Raw genomic sequence first — 17,444 nt, 5'->3', positions numbered from 1 at the left:
GTGAGTGGAAAGCCGCGCGCGCCTCGCCTATGAAGAAAAGATGTTCAGGCTCGCGCATATTTCCGATGTCCATCTGGGGCCGCTTCCCGATGTAACCTATCGCGATCTCGCCTCCAAGCGCGTGGTCGGTTACGTCAATTGGCAGCGTAACCGCCGCCGCCACATGCACGACGCCGTCATCGACACGATCGTCGCCGACATGAAGGCCAGCGGGCCGGACCATCTCGCCATCACCGGTGACCTGGTCAATCTGGCGCTCGACGGAGAGATCGAGATGGCCAAGCACTGGCTGGAGACGCTGGGCTCGCCGAATGACGTGTCGGTCGTGCCAGGAAATCATGATGCCTATGTGCCGGGCGCCTTCGACAAGACCTGCCGGTCCTGGGCAGCATGGATGACCGGCGACGGCGTCAATACGCCGGTCGACCGCAACACCTTTCCCTATCTGCGCGTGCGCGGCGATGCTGCGCTGATCGGCGTCTCCACGGCGCGCGCCACGGCTCCGTTCATGGCCAACGGCTTCTTTCTGGAAGGCCAGGCGGAAAGGCTGCGCGACATGCTCGACGCCACAGGCAAGCGCGGCCTGTTCCGGGTGATCATGATCCACCACCCGCCGGTGCGCGGCGCCGTTTCGCAGAACAAGCGGCTGTTTGGCATCTCGCGCTTCCACAAGGTTCTTCACCGGCACGGCGCCGAGCTTGTGCTGCACGGCCATTCGCATGTGCCGTCGCTCTTCTTCATCGGCGCCCGCAAGGCCAAAATCCCGGTGGTCGGGGTCGCCGCCGCCGGGCAGGCCCCCGGCAGTTCGCATGCACCGGCGCAATATAATCTGCTCGACATCGACGGTGAAAAGGACAATTGGCGGATCAGGCTGACGCGCCGCGGCCTGACCGGGCCGGCATTGCCGCCCAGCGACCTGCAGACAATGGAGCTTGGCGTCGAAGCCGAGGCGTCGATGGCTGGAGCAATTCCAGGAAAAGTGTGAAACGGTTTTCCGTCCGGAATTGCGTCAAAACAAAGAGATAGAGCGGTTCAGCGTTTCCGTGAAACGCTGAACGGCTCTAGAAGCTGATTTTCATTGCGACAATACGGTCCCAGAACAGCACGAGCGAAATCGCCAGGCCGACCAGGGCGCCGGCGGCGATCAGGCCCAGGCCCGAGAAGAAGGCCGACCAGCCGTTGCTGCGCGCAGGGACATGCAGCGGCGGCTCGGCTTCCACCACTAGGGCGCGTTTCAGGCCGGCGACGGCCTGCTCGATGCCGCCTTCCATCATCCTTTGGCGTTCGACGACGCGCTCGGCGACATAGCGCGTCACCTGATCGGCAACGACCTTCATCTCGGTCGACTCGGCGAGCACGACGCGGCCGATGCGCGTGTCCTTGAGAAAGCGGTAGGTGCGGCGGTCGCGTCCCATGGCGACATGGCTGACGGCGTCGATCCACAGCCTTGGCTGCAGGCCGGACGAGACGGCGAAGTCGAAACTGTCCATGTCGGTGGGTACGTCGCCGAACACCGGGGCGAGTTCGGCGGCAAGCAAATCGAGCCGCATGCGATGCGCTTCGCGCATGTCGACGACGACGTCGTCGCGGTCGGCGAAGGCGTTCTTGACGTCGCGAATGGCATCGGACAGTTTTCGCGACTGATCGATCTGGGTGATGTTCTCGCCTGCATCCTTCATCGGCGTTGCCTCGCGGGTTTGGTTAACACCGGATTAACACAGCCGCCGGCAAAATGCACTTGCGAGATCGATGGGTGGGCAAGGGTTCGCTGGAGCAGCACCAGCGCCGCCGCCGTGCCTGTGCGAAGACCGATCAGCTCGCCGCAGCGGCGAATCCCGGACGAAGCCGCCTGCTGCGGCGTCGCATATTGCGACGGATGGCCTCGGCGATCAGGCCGGGCGCTTCCTCGACCAGCATGTGGCCGGCTTCCAGCACGTGGTGCAGATGAAAACGCTTCGGCAGGCCGTCCGCTTGGCTGACGGGCAGCACCGCGTCGTCCGTCCCCCAAACCACCATCACCGGCATGTTCAGCGTTTCAAGCCGCTCGCTCGGGATGACACCTTGCCGATCATCCCTGGTCATGGCGGCTGCGAGCTCGACAAGTGTCCCCAACTGGCCGGGACGCTGGCGCATCTCGTTGAGGAGATCGACCCGGTGCTGCGGGGGCTGGCTTTGCGGTCCCGACATGGCGGCAAGGCAGGCGCGGATTTCGTCGGTGCCGGCAGCGGCGGCGTAGCGGCGCAGCAGCGGGCCATTGATCTCAGGACCAAGACCGCCCGGTGCCAGCAGCGTCAGCGAAGCCATTCTTTCGGGCTCGCTCAATGCCATCAGGGCGGCCACGGCGCCGCCCATCGAATGGCCGACGAGATGGGCCCGCTTTATCTCGCGTGCGGAAAGGTCCGCAAGGACGGCACTGGCTGCGATCCTGGCCGGACCGCCGCCCGGAAAATCGAACGACAAGCCATGACCCGGCAGATCATAGGCCAAGGTCCGCGCGCCCGGAGCCAGAGGCGCGACCACATCGCGCCAGTCGTCGTGGCAGCCACCGAAGCCATGCAGGAAGACAATCGTCGTCGGGCCGGTGCCCCGTTCGGCAGCGTAAAGGGATCGGGTCATGCAAACTTAATGGGTTTGTGCCGGGATCAGTCCGGATGCCGGGGGGATCAATCTTTGTGCCGCGATTGGTCTTTATGCCGCGATGGGTTTGGGGCGGTTCAATCGTGTCTGAATTGCGCTTTGGCCGTGCGGATGGCCAGTAAAATTTTCGCGATCAGCTGACGTCGTTCGCGCGCCGGAAGACGTCAGCTGGCACCGCCAAGCCCGGCGGCGCGCAGGGCCTCTACCAGCCGGTTGGTCAGATCGGCGGGATATCTGCGCTCGACGAACGTTGCACGCGGATCGGCTGCGAATTTCGGGAATTTTGTGGTCAATTCCTGCAGCAGCCTGCTTGCCAGCTTTTCGCGGCCGGCAGCGTTGGCACCGATCAGCCGCGCCGCCAGATAATGCGATTTCATTTCCGTCGTTCGCAAGCCGTCGCTGGCAAGCGTCGCCTTGTTCATGTCGCCCATCATGAACTCTCCTGCGAACAGCCCGTAATCCCACCATGTCGGATGGGCGCTGGCGATATCCACCGCGTGAGCAAGGATCGGGGTGCCCTCGCTGTACCTGCCGGCGAAAACGAGCCCGTAGCCATAGGCGGCGGCCATTGCGAGATCGTAAGGATTGAGTTCGTAGGCCTTGCGCATCCAGCGGATCGATTCCTCGGAATTGCCGATGCGCGAATTGAGATAACCAAGGGCGCGGTGCGCATAGGGGCTGGTGGGGCCCATCTGGATGGCGCGATGGGCAAACATCATCGCCTTTTCCATCGTCGCGTCGGCGGGGTAGGGATAATGGTCGGTGACCGCCTCCAGATGCAAGGACGCGAGTTCCGAATAGACGAGCGACGACTTCGCCTCCCGGTTGGCAAGATCTTCGAGGCAGCGGTAGGCGGCTTCGTGCGTCTGCGCGTTCTGGTCGAGATAATATTTGCCGTTGAGCACCAGACACGCCGTCAGCCCGGTCTGGATGCCGCTCTGCTCGATGTAATTGTAGATCGTGCCCGAGGCGGGAAGAGCCGAGCTCAAAATGCCGGAGATTTGGTCCTCGATAGCGGTGTTTGCGCTGTCGCCGGCGGTCAGGTTGCGTGACAGCAGCACGCGGCCGGTCGCCACGCTCTGCAGCTCGAGCATAATGTCGCCGCTGCGCGGCCCGGGCAGGACATCGAACACGAAGCTGGCGGCGTCGGTAAGTGGATCGGGCGGGCTGTCGGCATCACGACCGATGAAGTTGATGGTATCGAAGCCGCTAAGGCCGGCGCGCAGTGATGCAGCGACACGGCGAGCCACGTCGCTGTCGGCCTTGATGGCAATGTAAACCTGGGGGAGGGTTTCAACCGGAGGCGCCGCTATGCTGCCGGTCGCCACCGCGGTCTCGACCGCCGTGTCGCCGCCGGTCAGCAACACCACGCTGCCCTGGCGAAGGATCAGCACACCCAGCATGAGGATGACCAGCGCGATCGCCAGCCAGAAGAACTGCAAATGGCGCTGCAGCGACGGTGCAGCGGGGCTGAGCGCTGGAACGCTCAGCAATGCAGCCGGATGTGCCCGGTTGCGGGCATCCTCCGAGGATCCGGGCGGGGCGCTCGTCGCCGCCTCCTCTGTCGCCGGCTGCGGCTTGCTCTCTGCCTCGGCCTCCGCCGGCAAGCGAATGGCATTGAGTTCGTAGGATGGAACATAGCCGCCGCGCGGAATGGCGATGCGGACCGGTTCGGCAACGCCCTCGTTGGCGAAGTACTGCTGCAGCAGCTCGCGCAGCCTGCCGGCCTGCACCCGCACCACCGCATCGGTCGACGGATCGAAATCGCCGTCCTTGCCGAAGACGTCCATCGCTATAGAGAAGCCCTTGAGCCTATCGGCTTCGCCTGCCTGCTCGCGCTCGACCAGGTAGCGGAGCAGCTTGCGCGCGCGCTCGGATCGTCCGAACGTTTCGCTGGCAAGCAATCGCTCCAACGTTTCGCGCACTGCGGGGGCGGCAGGCGTGGTATGCTGCAAGTGTCGATCCCTTCGAATTCGGCACAGGTTGAGGTACGATCATATAGCGCTGGCGCCGCCTTACAAGCATGTGCTTATGGTGCGATAGCGTACCCACCGGATAAATATCCGGTGGGCTGATGGCGCGGGCCTGGCAGTTTCGGCTAGCCGCCCTTTCGGCCGACGATGCGGTTGGCGGCCGAAACCACGGCTTCGAGCGAGGCGGCGACGATATTGGTGTTGATGCCGGCGCCGAACAGCTTGCCGCCCGGATGTTCCATCTCGACATAGGAAATGGCCGAGGCATTCGAGCCGCGCTGCATGGAATGCTCGGAATAATCGAGCACCGACATCGGCACCCCGACATGGCGCGACAGAGCATCGACGAAGCCGTCGATCGGGCCAGTACCGGTGCCGGATATGGTCACCTCCTTGCCCCTGTCGAGGATCACCGCTTCGACCACGCGCCGGCCCTTGACCTCGGTGTCGGGGTAGGTGTGGTGGTCGAGGAACTTCAGCCGCGCGCCGGGCTGGTCGACATAGGTGTCGAGAAAACGCTCGTAGATGCGCTTGGCCGGCACCTCCTTGCCTTCGGCGTCGGTGATCGCCTGGATAGCCTGGCTGAACTCGATCTGCAGGTTGCGCGGCAGGTTGAGGCCGTAATCCGCATGCAGCACATAGGCGATACCGCCCTTGCCGGACTGCGAGTTGATGCGGATGATGGCTTCGTAGCTGCGGCCGACATCGGCCGGGTCGATCGGCAGGTAGGGCACCTCCCAGTGCGGCGTGTTGGCCTTGCGCAGCGCCTTCATGCCCTTGTTGATGGCGTCCTGGTGCGAGCCGGAAAAGGCGGTGTAGACGAGCTCGCCAACATAGGGATGGCGCTCGGGGATCTTCAGCTGGTTGGAGTATTCGTAGACGTCCTTCATGCGGTTGATGTCGGAGCAGTCGAGCCCGGGATCGACGCCTTGCGTGTACATGTTGAGCGCCAGCGTGACGATGTCGACATTGCCGGTGCGCTCGCCATTGCCGAACAACGTGCCTTCGACGCGGTCGGCGCCCGCCATCAGGCCGAGCTCGGTGGTGGCGATGCCGGTGCCGCGGTCATTGTGCGGATGCAGCGAGATCAACAGGTTCTCGCGGTTGTCGAGATTGCGGCACATCCATTCGATGCGGTCGGCATAGATGTTGGGCGTCGACATCTCGACCGTGGAGGGCAGGTTGATGATCAGCTTGTTTTCAGCCGTCGGCGTGACGATCTCGGTGACGGCGTTGCAGATCTCCAGCGCCACGTCGAGCTCGGTGCCGGTAAAGCTCTCCGGCGAATATTCGAAACGGTAGCCGCCGCCGGCCTTCGCCGCCATGTCGGTGATCATCTTGGCCGCATCGGTGGCGATGCGCTTGATGCCGGCGACGTCCTTCTCGAAGACGACGCGGCGCTGCAGCTCGCTGGTCGAGTTGTAGAAATGGACGATCGGGCTGGTGGCACCCTTGAGCGCCTCGAAAGTGCGGGTGATCAGTTCCGGCCGGCACTGCACCAGCACCTGCAGCGAGACGTCGGCGGGCACGTTGCCTTGTTCGATGCACCAGCGGGCGAAATCGAAGTCGGTCTGCGAGGCCGACGGGAAGCCGATCTCGATCTCCTTGAAGCCCATGTCGAGCAGCAGGGCGAACATGCGCGCCTTGCGTTCCTGGCCCATCGGATCGATCAGCGCCTGGTTGCCGTCGCGCAGGTCGACCGAGCACCAGATCGGCGCCTTGTCGATCACTCTCGAAGGCCAGGTGCGATCGGCAAGGCCGACGGTCGGATAGGGCTGGTATTTGCGGGCGGCGTCCGGCATGCCCTTTACCGCAGGCTTGCTGATTTCCTCTACATTCAGGCGGATATCTTCTCGTGCGTTCATCGTCGTTTCTCCCGGCGGCTCGCGGATCCAGCTTCAGGCGGATTGGTGGCGAGCGGCGCCTTTACCAGAATTTCGTTCGCTTGATGTGACGTGCCAATTTGTGACTGGCCAAGGAGCGTGCGCGTGAGCGGCAATTCGACCGCCGGGCGCTCCTTCAGCGAACCCGGCGATCGCCGATAAGGCCGAGAAGCAGCAGGGTGGAGGCAAGCGCGCGAACGGTCTGGCCGGCAATGCCGGTCGGGCGGGACGCAAAAGAGGTGGCGCGCGGGCTCATGGCGGATTTCATACAGGAGCGGGCAAAGCGAGGCAAGTGGGAGCCTCGCCGTCGCAGAAGCTGCCGATCTCCCCCCGCAAGGGGGAGATTGGATGTCGCCTTGGTTTTCGCCAACATTCAAAGTTGAGGGTGGGGCAACTTTGTTCTTGCTTTGTGCCGGCAGCTATGCTACTAATCTGGCTATGGTGCTGATTGGCGCCGAGGACCCGCCGTCGAGGCGGGTTTTTTATTTCCGGCACCTCCCAGGAGGAAACATGACCGCACCCGATCCGATCCGCCGCTTTGTCGAAGCCACCAATGCCGGCGATAGCGAAGCCTTCCTGGACAGTTTCACGCCCGACGCCTTCCTGAGCGACTGGGGCCGGTCGTTCCGGGGCCGCGAGCAGATTGCGCGCTGGAACCAGTCGGACAATATCGGCGTGCAATCCAGGCTCCGCATCGTTCGCGTTGCTCCGGCGGGCGAGAGCTATCACGTGCGCATTGCCGTCACAGGCAACGGCTTCAACGGCGAGGGCGACATGGCGTTCACCCTGGACGGCGAGCGCATCTCCAGCCTGGTGATCAGCTGACGCGCTGCCCGGCTGGTCTTTACTCCCGAAGGCTTCTCGCCACCAGCCGCGCCACGCTTGGGCCGACCAGAAGCACAATCAGGAAGCGTGCCGATTGCAGCGCCATGACGAAGGAGATGTCGACATGCTGCGCGGCGGCGGCGATGATAGCGACGCTGTCCATGCCGCCGGGGCTGGTCGCCAGATAGGCGGTCAGCGGATCGATGCCGAGCAGGCGGCTGATCAGGAAGGCGAGGCCGCCGCAAAAGACGATCAGGGCAATGATCGAGCCGACGATCTGCGGCAGCGCGCGGGCCGCGTGGCGCAAGATGGCCCTGGTGAAATTCAGGCCGATGCTCCAGCCGATTATCGTATAGCTCAAGGCGAGCAGCCAGGGCGGCAGCTGCATGGTCACGCCGAGCCCGAGATGGATCACGGTGCCGAAAATGAAGGTGCCGAGGAAAAACGGCGACGGCAGCCGGAAAAGCTTTCCCGCGAGGCCGCCGACCAGCGCCACGCCGAACGTCGCGGCCAAGCCTTGCGGATCGACCGGCGGGAACCAGACGATGGCCGGCACCTCGATGCCTGAGGTGTCGACCCAAAGCTTGGCCACCAGGGCTGCCGTCATCGAGACGCAGATGACGCGCAGATAGAGCATGAAGGCGACGAGGCGCTGGTCGGCCCCGAAGGCACCGGCCATCAGCACCATGGCGGTGGCGGCGCCCGGCGACGAGCCCCAGACGGCGGTGGTGCCGGGCAGGATGCGCCAGCGGCTGATCAGCCAGCCAAGCAGGCTGGATGCCGCGACCGTCGCCATCACGACGCCGAGGAACAGCGGCCATTCCTTGTAGAAGACGGGAAAGATATCGGCCGAGATGGAACTGGCGACCAGGCAGCCGACGACCGCCTGGGCGGAGCCGAACAGAACCCGCGGCACGCGCACCGTGGCGCCGTTGGTGCCGGCAGCGATGGCCGCCAGCATCGGTCCGATCAAGAGCGCGGCGGGAAGGGCGGCGAGTTCCAGCGCGCCGGCAAACAGCACCGAGACCACCACCAGGACCGGCCACTGCCAGCCCTTGTGGATCCGCGCCAGATGCTCGATGGCCGGCGGGTTCGGGGAAGAATCCATAGATCGGCTCTTAGACCGGTCGCGAAAAAATGCGAACCTTTTTGCGGGGGAAAAGGGCTTGGGTGGTAATGGCACCAGCCATCCGTAGCGATCCTTCGCGCCCCCCTCTGTCCTGCCGGACATCTCCCCCTCTAGTGGGGAGATTGGATGTCACGTCGGCCTTCGCCAATCTCCAAAAAGAGAGCTGTCGGCGAAGCTGCCAATCTCCCCACTTGAGGGGGAGATGGCCGGCAGGCCAGAGGGGGGGCGCTGTCCCGCCGGCCTCTCCTCTATCCCGCCTTCACCGCCGGCAACCCAAACCCACCAACCGGACGCGTTTCCACCTGGAACTCGAAGCCGGCGATGATCGGCCGTGCCTTGGCGATTGCCGCCTGGACTTCGGGCAGCTGCAGCGAAGCCTTGTGGCTTTCGGCGTCGGTCCACACTTCGGTCACCCAGATCGCGTCGGCGTCGACCGGGTCGGTGGCGATGATGTAGTTCAGGCAGCCGGGCATGGCGCCGGTGCTGGCGAGCAGGACCTCCATGACCGCGTCGCGCTGGCCGCGCGTCGCCCGCATCTTGCCGATCAGTCCGTACATTCGCTTTGCTCCGTTGAGATTACGCAACCAGGAGTATGCAGTTCGCCGTCTACGGCATCAACTGGCCGCCATTCACCTCGATCACCTGGCCGGTGATGTAGCCGCTCAACAGATCGGAGGAGAGGAACAGATAGGCGCCAACGCAGTCCTCGGCGGTGCCGGCGCGGCCCTGCGGGATGGTGGCGATCATGCCTTTCATCTGGTCGTCGGTCGAGTAGCGCTCGTGGAAAGGTGTCGCGATCGTGCCGGGCGCCACCGCGTTGACGCGGATGTTGAAACCGATCAGCTCCTTGGCCATGCCGCGCGTGACGTTGGAGACGAAGGCCTTGGCGGAGCCGTAAAGGCCGGCGCCGCCACCGGCGCCGTTGCGCGCGGCGATCGAGGAGGTGTTGACGATGAAGCCGCCCTGCCGCTTCAGCCATGGGATCGCCTTGCGCGAAGCTGTCAGCACGGAACGCGCGTTGAGGTCCATCACCGCGTCGTAATGCGCCTCGGTCTGCTCGGCATAGGGCACGCGGCCGAGCATGCCGCCGGCATTGTTGACGAGGCCGTCGAGCCGGCCGAAATGTTGCGCACTGTCCTCGACGACGCGCTCGACATCGGCGGGGATCGAGAAATCGCCCTGGGTCAGGAACACGTCGCCGCCACCGTTGCGAATGGTCGCCGCCAAGTTTTCGGCAGCCACCCGGCTCGAATTGTAGTGCAGTGCGACGCGACATTTCTGCGCGGCATAGGCAAGTGCAAGCGCCGCGCCGATGCCGGTCGAGGCGCCGGTGACCAGCACCGCCTTTCCGGCAAGGTCGGGGATGACCAGAGAGGGGCTGACAAGGGTGGTGGTGGCTGGCACGTCTATTCCTCCGGGGGACTCGGCCTGCTCTTCGTAGGCCCTCGCAGTCCTCGCGTTCAAGTCCGTAAAAGCCTATGGCCTGAGATAGGCGTAGCCCTGGCGCTGCAATTCGGCGAGCTTGACGACACCGCCTCTGTCGGCTGCATGGAAGCCGTCGAGCAGGTCGGCCAGGCCGATATCCATGCCGTGCATGGTATTGGCGCAGGCGTGCGGGCTGAGCCCGTCCTGGACAAGGCCGGCGAAACGCCCGGAAATGGCGGCGGATATGCCCTTCGACTTGAAGGCAGCAAGTGCTGGGCCGTGCACGACAAGCGCGATGTCGACCTTGCCGTCGGTACCTTCGAAGTGGTTCTTGATGTTGCCGAGCACGAAATTGACCTTGTCGAGATCGCTGAGGTGATAGGCGACCTTTTGCCTTTCCTCTTCGACGGGCTTGACTTCAATGGCTGCCGCCTTGGTGGGGCGCAGCCCGAAAAGCCCGGCGGCCCCGGCAAGACCGACGCGGAAAATATCGCGGCGTCGCATGGCTTCATCTCCCATTTAGCCGGCCCGCGCAAATTGCGTGGCCTCGGCCTCGATCCTAGCATAAATTGAAGCCACGTCTTGTCGGGGCAATGGAGGGGTAGCATGACGTCGAGGACCATAATGGGGACCATTGTGGGCGCCGGGCTTGGGGTTGCCTTGCTTGCCGCCGTCGCCGGCACTGCTTTCGCCGACGACACGCTCAAACTCACCGAGCTCAGCCCCGACGGCAAGGACGCCTGTTTCGGCCGCGTCTACGACGCCGCGCATCTCAAGTCGCATCCGCACCAGAAGGTGGCGCGCATCTTCTTCTATTACGGCCGCGATCCGGTCAGCCGGCCAAACGAGGAGCCAAGCACCGGCATCGATTCCTCCTACAATGGCTTCATGGCGACGACGGTACGCGGCGCCGAGGCGCCGGAATGGCTCGGCGGCTGGTGCAGTCATGAGTCGGAGGACGGCACGACCGGCCCGATCCGCTGCGGCATGGACTGCGATCGCACCATGGCTTCGCTGAAGGTCGACGACAAGGGCCGGCTGATCGTCTCGGACGTGCAGCCCGACCTCTATCTCGACGCCGGATCGGAAGACGAGCTCGGCAAGGCGGAGTACGAACGGCAGGCGCTGGGCAAGGACGACAACGGCTTCAGGCTCGATCCGATGCCGGCCGCGACCTGCAAGGCGGAGTTCGCCCGCATCGACCCGATCGATCCGGCACTTGGCCCGCCATTGCGCGAGCGGCTGAAGCCGGACCAGGCCTTCTGCTACGGGCGTGACTATGATGCCGCGCATCTCGGCTCGCATCCCGATCAGCTGACCCAGACGATCCGGGTTTTCCGCGGACCGGTCGAGCTGGCATCCTTCGCCAAGGGCGGCGACCTCGCCAATTGGCCGAGCGGCGCAGACATCGCCGTTTCGGTTACCACGCGGCAGAAATCGGCCAAGGTCACGCAGGTCTATAACTGCCAGGGCGAGGGCGACCAGTGGCGCTGCGCGGCGAGCGCGAAGACGGGTGGTGTCTCCTGCGATATCGCGCAAAAGGAGATTTTCCTCCGCCGCGGCGCCAACGGCACGATGATGCTGGCCAACCCAAACAGCGGCCTGCCGATCGTCGATCTGTGCTCGAAGGCGGCGGAAGGCGACACCAGCTCCGACGACAAGGTCTACCGGCTGGAGCCGATGCCGCAGGCCGCCTGCGGGCCTTGATCATGTGACGAGGAGGTGGATGCCATGCGCAAGACAAGGGTGTTTTGGTCCGGCCGCTCGCAGGCGGTGCGCTTGCCAAAGGAGTACCGTTTCGACACCAAAGAGGTTTTCATCAGCCGCCACGGCCAGAGCGTCATTATCGAGCCTCTTGCGCAGGATTGGGCTTGGCTGGACAGAGTGATCGGTCCGCTTGATGACGATTTCGCGGAGGCGGCTCTGGAAAGTCCGTCGGATCAGATCCTCGAATCCATGGCGCGCAGCGGCTCGGAATGAGGGCTACAGCGATCCTTCGCGCCCCCCTCTGTCCTGCCGGACATCTCCCCCACTTGGGGGGAGATCGGCAGCTTCCTCGCGTCACTCACTCCTGCGACTATGGCTATTGGCAAAAGCCGCGGTGACGGCCAATCTCCCCACTTGTGGGGGAGATGTCCGGCAGGACAGAGGGGGGCGCGAAGGATCACGACTGAGCGATTTTTCTGCGCGAATTGCTTCACGCGAACGGCACGGCCGTCGTGCCCTTGGGCAGTTTCGCTTCGTCGTCGGGCTCGACATGGATGATGACGCGAACCGAAGGAATCTCTGCCCGCAGCGCGTCCTCGATGCGGTCGCAGATGACGTGGCTGGCGCCGACCGACATGTCGGCGTCGACGACCAGATGGAACTCGATGAAGGTGGCGCGGCCGGCGATGCGCGTCTTCAGGTCGTGGACCTCGAGCGCGCCCTTGCAATTGGCAGAGATGATGTCGCGGATACGGATATGTTCCTGGGTGTCGACGGCGCGGTCCATCAGCCCGTTCATCGACGAGCCGATGACGTGCCAGCCCTGCCACAGGATGTTCAGCGCCACGATCACCGCAAGAGCCGGATCGAGAACCTGCCAGCCGGTCAGCACGGCGCCGACCAGGCCAATGAACACACCGACCGAGGTCGCTACGTCGGTCATGATATGCCTGCCGTCGGCAACCAGCGCCGGTGATTTTTCACTCCGTCCGGTGCGGATCAGCGTCAAGGCCCAGACGGCGTTGATGACGGTTGCGACGCCGTTGACGGCAAGGCCGGTCCATGGCTGTTCGAGCGGGGCCGGATGCTGCCACGACCACCAGACCTCGTTGAGGATGAGCAGGGCGGCAAGCACGATCAGCACGCCTTCCAGGACGGCCGAGAAATACTCGGCCTTGTGGTGGCCGAACGGATGGTCCTGGTCGGCTGGCTTGTAGCTGACCTGGATCGCCCAATAGGCGGCGGCCGAGGCAATGACGTTGACGATCGATTCCAGCGCGTCCGAATAAAGCGCAACTGAACCGGTGACGTACCAGGCCACCAGCTTGAGGCCGAGCACGACGAAGGCGACGACGATCGACCAGAAAGCGAGGCTGGCGACCTTCTGCCTGGCGGCTGCTTTGATTTCTGCCGCGGTCACTGGGGAAGAAATCCCAACACTGAGCCCTCGAATTAAGCGGCCTTTTCCTTGGCCTTGCGCGGCAGGTGCGCGACGATGTTCTCGATGATGCGCATGCCGGCATTGTGGCCGAGCGTCATGATCGATTCCGGGTGGAACTGCACAGCGGCGATCGGCTCCTTGCGGTGCTCGAAGGCCATGATGATGCCGTCCTCGGTCTCGGCGGTAACGACAAAACCATCGGGCAGCCGCACCGGATCGGCAAAGATCGAATGATAGCGGCCGACCGTCACCTCCTTGGGCAGGCCGGAGAAGATGATGCCCGGCTTCGACACGCGGATGCGCGACGGCTTGCCATGCATCGGGATGTGCAATTGCCGCAGCTCGCCGCCATAGGCCTCGGCCAGCGCCTGCAGCCCGAGGCAGACGCCGAAGATCGGCAGGTCGCGCGCACGGGCTCGCTTGATGGTGGCGGCGCAGTCGAAGTCCTTTGGCGTGCCGGGGCCGGGCGACAGCACGACCAGGTTTGGCTTCAGCCGGTCGAAGACCTCGTCCGGCACCGGCGTGCGCACCGTCGAGACATTGGCGCCGGTCTGGCGGAAATAGTTGGCCAGCGTATGGACGAAGGAGTCCTCGTGGTCGACCAGCAGGATGTTGACGCCATCGCCGACCCGCGCGGTGCTGCGTTCGGTGCTGGCGGCATTGCCTGACTTGGCGTCGCGGATGGCGGAGATCATGGCGGATGCCTTCAGTTCGGTTTCGGCTTCTTCTTCTTCGGGTATGCTGTCGAAGAGCAGCGTGGCGCCGGCGCGCACCTCGGCAATGCCGTCCTTGATGCGGATGGTGCGAAGCGTCAGGCCGGTGTTCATGTCACCGTTGAAATTGACCATGCCGATCGCCCCGCCATACCAGGCGCGCGGGCTCTTCTCGTTCTGCTCGATGAAGCGCATGGCCCATAATTTCGGCGCGCCGGTGACGGTGACGGCCCAGGCATGCGACAGGAAGGCGTCGAAGGCGTCCATGCCTTCGCGCAGCCGTCCCTCAATGTGGTCGACGGTGTGGATCAGGCGCGAATACATCTCGATCTGGCGACGGCCGATGACGCGCACCGAGCCCGGCTCGCAGACCCTCGACTTGTCGTTGCGGTCGACATCCGAGCACATGGTGAGTTCGGACTCGTCCTTCTTGGAATTGAGCAGCTTGAGGATCTGCTCGCTATCGGAAATGGCATCGTCGCCGCGCTTGATAGTGCCGGAGATCGGGCAGGTCTCGACGCGGCGGCCGTTGACGCGAACGAACATTTCCGGCGAGGCGCCGATCAGATATTCGCCCTCGCCGAGATTGATGAGGAAGGAATAGGGCGAGGGATTGATGCTCTTCAGCTTGCGGGAAATCTCGGAGGGCTGGGTTTCGCAGCGTTCGTAGAACATCTGCCCCGGCACCACTTCGAACAGGTCGCCGCGCTCAAAGCTCTTCATCGCCTTGCGCACCAGCTTGGCATATTCGCCGGGCTCGTGGTCGCCGCGCGGCGGGATCCGGTCGGCGGTCCTGAACGGCTCGACGATTTCGTCGCGCGGCAGGCCTTCGGTCGAAAAGCCGTCGCCGGAATAGTCGTAGCGGTCGGTCCAGGCCTTGGTGGAATAGTGGTCGACGACGAGGATCTCGTCGGGCAGGAACAGCACGAGATCGCGCTGGCTTGGCTTGCGCTCGAGCTTGTAGTCGACCGGATCGAACTGGAAGGCGAGGTCGTAGCCGAAGGCGCCATAGAGGCCGAGATTGGCGTCTTCCTCGGTCTTGAACAAAGCAGTGATGGCGCGCAGCACGGTGAACACGGAGGGAACGCGGCTGCGTTCCTCTTCGGTGAAGACACGGCCGGGCTTGGCGACCTCGAGGCGGATGAGTTTGTTCGACGTCTCGGCGATCGTGACATCGTCAAGGCCGGCAAGCACCGTACCGATCACCGGCAAAAGCACCTCGCCACGGCGGTTCAGCGCCTCGATGCGCATGGCGCGGCCGCGTGCCGAGATCACCAGCGGCGGATCGATGATGGCGGTATCCCAGCGCGTATAACGGCCGGGATATTCGTAATTCGAGGAAAACACGGCGCCGCGGCGCGAATTCAGGCCATCGACATAGCCGTCGATCGCGCCCTCATATGGCCGGTCATGGCGCTGGCGGGTAATCGCCACGCCACCCGCGGTGACGAAGCGCTCGGCGCCATTCTCCAGAATTTTCGTCGTCATTGCCGTCTCCATCAGCGTCTTTGGGGCAACGGACCCGGGAATGGCTTGAAAAAACAAATGGCCGCCCGGACATTCCGCTGCGGCCACCTTCTATTGTCACGCGAACGCGTTCGAACAGGCCGCTGTCAGCGAGCCCACCACCAAATGGTCTTGATCGAACGCATATTCATGGCGAAATCCATAGCCGCGAAAAGCGGTATGCGCAACAGGTTTGAAAGTCTGTGGGGTGGCTGCTGCTTTCGCAACCCATGGCACATGGCCAAGACCGGCAGTCCTGCCTAGACTCTGCATCAAACAGCAGGAAGACGGGAAAACATCGATGACCGAGCAGATCGACCGCGCACGGACGTTCCATTCCCTCCATGTCAAGGGCAACCCGATTGTCCTCTACAATGCCTGGGACCCAGGCTCCGCCAAGATCATCGCGCAAGCAGGGGCCAAGGCCATCGCCACCGGAAGCTGGCCGGTCGCGGCCGCTTTCGGATTCGCCGATGGCGAGAAAATCCCGTTGGAACTGGCGCTCGAAAACATCAAACGCATCGTTGCGGCGGTGGATCTGCCGGTAACCATGGACCTCGAGGGCGGTTACGGGGTCGCTCCGGAGGTTGTCGCCCGCAGCGTGGGGCTCGCCGTGCAGGCTGGAGCCGTCGGCTTTAATTTCGAGGATCAGATTGTCGGCGGCAGTGGGCTGCACGACATCGCCATACAGGTGAGGCGGATCGAAGCCGCCGCGGCGGCCGTGAAGACCTCGGGTATTCCGGCCTTCATCAACGCCCGAACCGACATTTTCCTGAAGGCGAAACCGGATGCGCACGACAAGGCTCTCCTCGATCAGGCGATCGAGCGGGCGCACGCCTACGAAAGGGCCGGAGCGCATGGCTTCTTTGCGCCGGGGCTTGCCGATGAAGGCCTGATCGAGGCGCTCTGCCAGGCAACGGCATTGCCGGTCAACATCATTGCACTGGCGCATGTGCCGCCGCGCCAGAGGCTTGCCGAACTCGGCGTCGCCCGCGTGAGCCATGGTCCGGTGCCTTACCGGCAGATGGCCGAATGGCTGGAGTCCAAGGCGCGACAGGCGATTTCGGGGTAGCCTGGCGGGTTGCGTCAGTCCTCCAGCGTCCCCGACCTTGCATCGGCACTCTTCCTGTCGCCGACCAGCTTCAAGAGGTCCTCGCCGGCGCGAATTATGCGGCGCGAGCGGCGTGTCAGGATGAGGCCGGCCTGGGGCGCCAACACTTCCGTGCGGCCGTCGGGCTCACCCGGCGCGTGGACGATGGTGGCAAGGCGCGCACCCTTGGTGACGCGGTCGCTCGGCTTCACGTGGTAGAGGATCGCGCCCGAACGGGGCGCCGGCATCATCTCGATATTTTCGATCGGCGCGACGAGTCCTCCGAAGCTGCCAGACGCGGGCAGCGTCTGATCCCGGATGACGCCGCGCGCCACCAGCAGCCGGTAGAGCCCTTCGGCGTCGGCGCTGGCGAGGGCGCCGTCGACGTCGAGTATGCCGCGATATTCGACGGTGGTGGCGACGCGCCGATCGAGGCGCGCGACGTCGGCGGGAACGTTCTGATACGGCATGATCGAGGCGCCTTCGAAGGTGCCGTCGGGATCTTCGTGCCACAGCATCACCGCATCGACGCCCATAGCCGCCGCACAATCCGCCATGGCCGGCCACAGGCTGGTGTGGACGTAGAGGTAGGCGAGGCCTTCATCGTCGCAGTGCAGGTCGAGCACGATGTCGTGGCCGATGGAGAGCTGCAGCAGCCGCGTCTTCAGCCGCTGATCGACCGTGCCGTGCGCCGGCAGGAGCGTGAGGTCGGGCGCGGCGAGCCGCGGAAAGCCGCGATTGAAATTGGTGCGCGTCCCCAGATGGAAGCGGCCCTGATGGTCGCCATAGAGATATTGCGCGCGGCCGATCGGATTGGCCCAGGGCACGATGGTCATATTGCCGCTGATGCGGCCTTCGGCTTCCGCCCTGCTGAGCATCGGCATCAGCGCATCGATGGCAACGACGCCCGGCAATTCGCCGGCATGAAGTGCCGCCTGCAGATAGGCCGAAGGCGCTGTCTTGTCCGTTCCGGTGAAGCGGAAGACGGGGAATTCGTAGGAAACGCCCTCGCTGTCGCCGGCGATGCGTTCGATGGATTTCTGCATGGACTGTCTCCAGGAAACGAGACCGAACACATGCCCTTTCGCCAATACACTGTCGATTGGTCCAGCTTT

General features: G+C 64.1%; 16 protein-coding genes. 5 read left to right on the top strand and 11 right to left on the bottom strand.

Annotated elements, in window-relative coordinates:
• Positions 1-40 precede the first annotated feature (40 nt).
• On the top strand, positions 41-985 hold the full coding sequence (locus X760_RS54870; RefSeq protein ID WP_023719261.1) for a metallophosphoesterase: 945 nt from the start codon (positions 41-43) through the stop codon (positions 983-985).
• Positions 986-1,061: 76 nt separating this feature from the next.
• Here the strand turns inward: X760_RS54870 and X760_RS54865 are convergent, their stop codons facing one another.
• The 4 genes from X760_RS54865 to leuA all read right to left on the bottom strand — a co-directional run bounded on the left by X760_RS54865 (position 1,062) and on the right by leuA (position 6,475).
• Positions 1,062-1,679, bottom strand: coding sequence for a hypothetical protein (locus X760_RS54865; protein WP_023719260.1), 618 nt, complete (start codon positions 1,677-1,679; stop codon positions 1,062-1,064).
• A 133-nt stretch (positions 1,680-1,812) separates the two neighbouring features.
• Positions 1,813-2,616, bottom strand: a complete 804-nt coding sequence (locus X760_RS54860) for an alpha/beta fold hydrolase (RefSeq protein ID WP_023719259.1) — start codon at positions 2,614-2,616, stop codon at positions 1,813-1,815.
• A gap of 185 nt (positions 2,617-2,801) precedes the next feature.
• Entirely contained in the window at positions 2,802-4,592 is a 1,791-nt protein-coding gene (locus X760_RS54855; RefSeq protein ID WP_023719258.1) for a hypothetical protein, read from the bottom strand.
• A 143-nt stretch (positions 4,593-4,735) separates the two neighbouring features.
• A complete protein-coding gene (leuA, locus tag X760_RS54850) occupies positions 4,736-6,475 on the bottom strand; it encodes a 2-isopropylmalate synthase (protein ID WP_031194096.1) in 1,740 nt (579 codons plus the stop codon).
• Between the two features lie 528 nt (positions 6,476-7,003).
• Here leuA and X760_RS54845 point away from each other — a divergent pair.
• Positions 7,004-7,318, top strand: a complete 315-nt coding sequence (locus X760_RS54845; RefSeq protein WP_023719256.1) for a nuclear transport factor 2 family protein — start codon at positions 7,004-7,006, stop codon at positions 7,316-7,318.
• A 19-nt stretch (positions 7,319-7,337) separates the two neighbouring features.
• Here the strand turns inward: X760_RS54845 and X760_RS54840 are convergent, their stop codons facing one another.
• From X760_RS54840 to X760_RS54825, 4 genes are all read right to left on the bottom strand, one after another.
• Positions 7,338-8,426, bottom strand: a complete 1,089-nt coding sequence (locus X760_RS54840) for an AbrB family transcriptional regulator (protein ID WP_023719255.1) — start codon at positions 8,424-8,426, stop codon at positions 7,338-7,340.
• A gap of 269 nt (positions 8,427-8,695) precedes the next feature.
• Entirely contained in the window at positions 8,696-9,004 is a 309-nt protein-coding gene (locus X760_RS54835; RefSeq protein WP_023719254.1) for a putative quinol monooxygenase, read from the bottom strand.
• Positions 9,005-9,053: 49 nt separating this feature from the next.
• Entirely contained in the window at positions 9,054-9,851 is a 798-nt protein-coding gene (locus X760_RS54830; protein WP_023719253.1) for an SDR family oxidoreductase, read from the bottom strand.
• A gap of 72 nt (positions 9,852-9,923) precedes the next feature.
• Positions 9,924-10,376, bottom strand: a complete 453-nt coding sequence (locus X760_RS54825; protein ID WP_023719252.1) for a DsrE family protein — start codon at positions 10,374-10,376, stop codon at positions 9,924-9,926.
• Between the two features lie 102 nt (positions 10,377-10,478).
• Here X760_RS54825 and X760_RS54820 point away from each other — a divergent pair, with 102 nt between their 5' ends.
• Positions 10,479-11,579, top strand: a complete 1,101-nt coding sequence (locus X760_RS54820; protein WP_023719251.1) for a hypothetical protein — start codon at positions 10,479-10,481, stop codon at positions 11,577-11,579.
• A 24-nt stretch (positions 11,580-11,603) separates the two neighbouring features.
• Complete coding sequence (gene vapB, locus X760_RS54815) at positions 11,604-11,852, top strand: type II toxin-antitoxin system VapB family antitoxin (protein WP_023719250.1); 249 nt, start codon at positions 11,604-11,606, stop codon at positions 11,850-11,852.
• 217 nt (positions 11,853-12,069) lie between these two features.
• Here vapB and X760_RS54810 read toward each other — a convergent pair whose 3' ends face one another.
• Together X760_RS54810 and X760_RS54805 are read right to left on the bottom strand one after the other, a co-directional pair.
• On the bottom strand, positions 12,070-12,984 hold the full coding sequence (locus tag X760_RS54810) for a cation diffusion facilitator family transporter (protein WP_031194094.1): 915 nt from the start codon (positions 12,982-12,984) through the stop codon (positions 12,070-12,072).
• A gap of 47 nt (positions 12,985-13,031) precedes the next feature.
• On the bottom strand, positions 13,032-15,221 hold the full coding sequence (locus X760_RS54805) for an anthranilate synthase (RefSeq protein WP_023719248.1): 2,190 nt from the start codon (positions 15,219-15,221) through the stop codon (positions 13,032-13,034).
• A gap of 319 nt (positions 15,222-15,540) precedes the next feature.
• Between X760_RS54805 and X760_RS54800 the strand changes: the two genes are divergently transcribed.
• Entirely contained in the window at positions 15,541-16,311 is a 771-nt protein-coding gene (locus X760_RS54800; protein WP_023719246.1) for an isocitrate lyase/phosphoenolpyruvate mutase family protein, read from the top strand.
• 14 nt (positions 16,312-16,325) lie between these two features.
• Here the strand turns inward: X760_RS54800 and X760_RS54795 are convergent, their stop codons facing one another.
• Entirely contained in the window at positions 16,326-17,375 is a 1,050-nt protein-coding gene (locus X760_RS54795; RefSeq protein ID WP_023719245.1) for a succinylglutamate desuccinylase/aspartoacylase family protein, read from the bottom strand.
• Positions 17,376-17,444 lie beyond the last annotated feature (69 nt).

The sequence above is a fragment of the Mesorhizobium sp. LSHC420B00 genome (genome assembly GCF_000503055.1).
Taxonomy (GTDB): Bacteria; Pseudomonadota; Alphaproteobacteria; order Rhizobiales; family Rhizobiaceae; genus Mesorhizobium.
The sequence above is the reverse complement of the archived record's forward strand: the minus strand, read 5'-3'. Positions and strand labels throughout refer to the sequence as shown.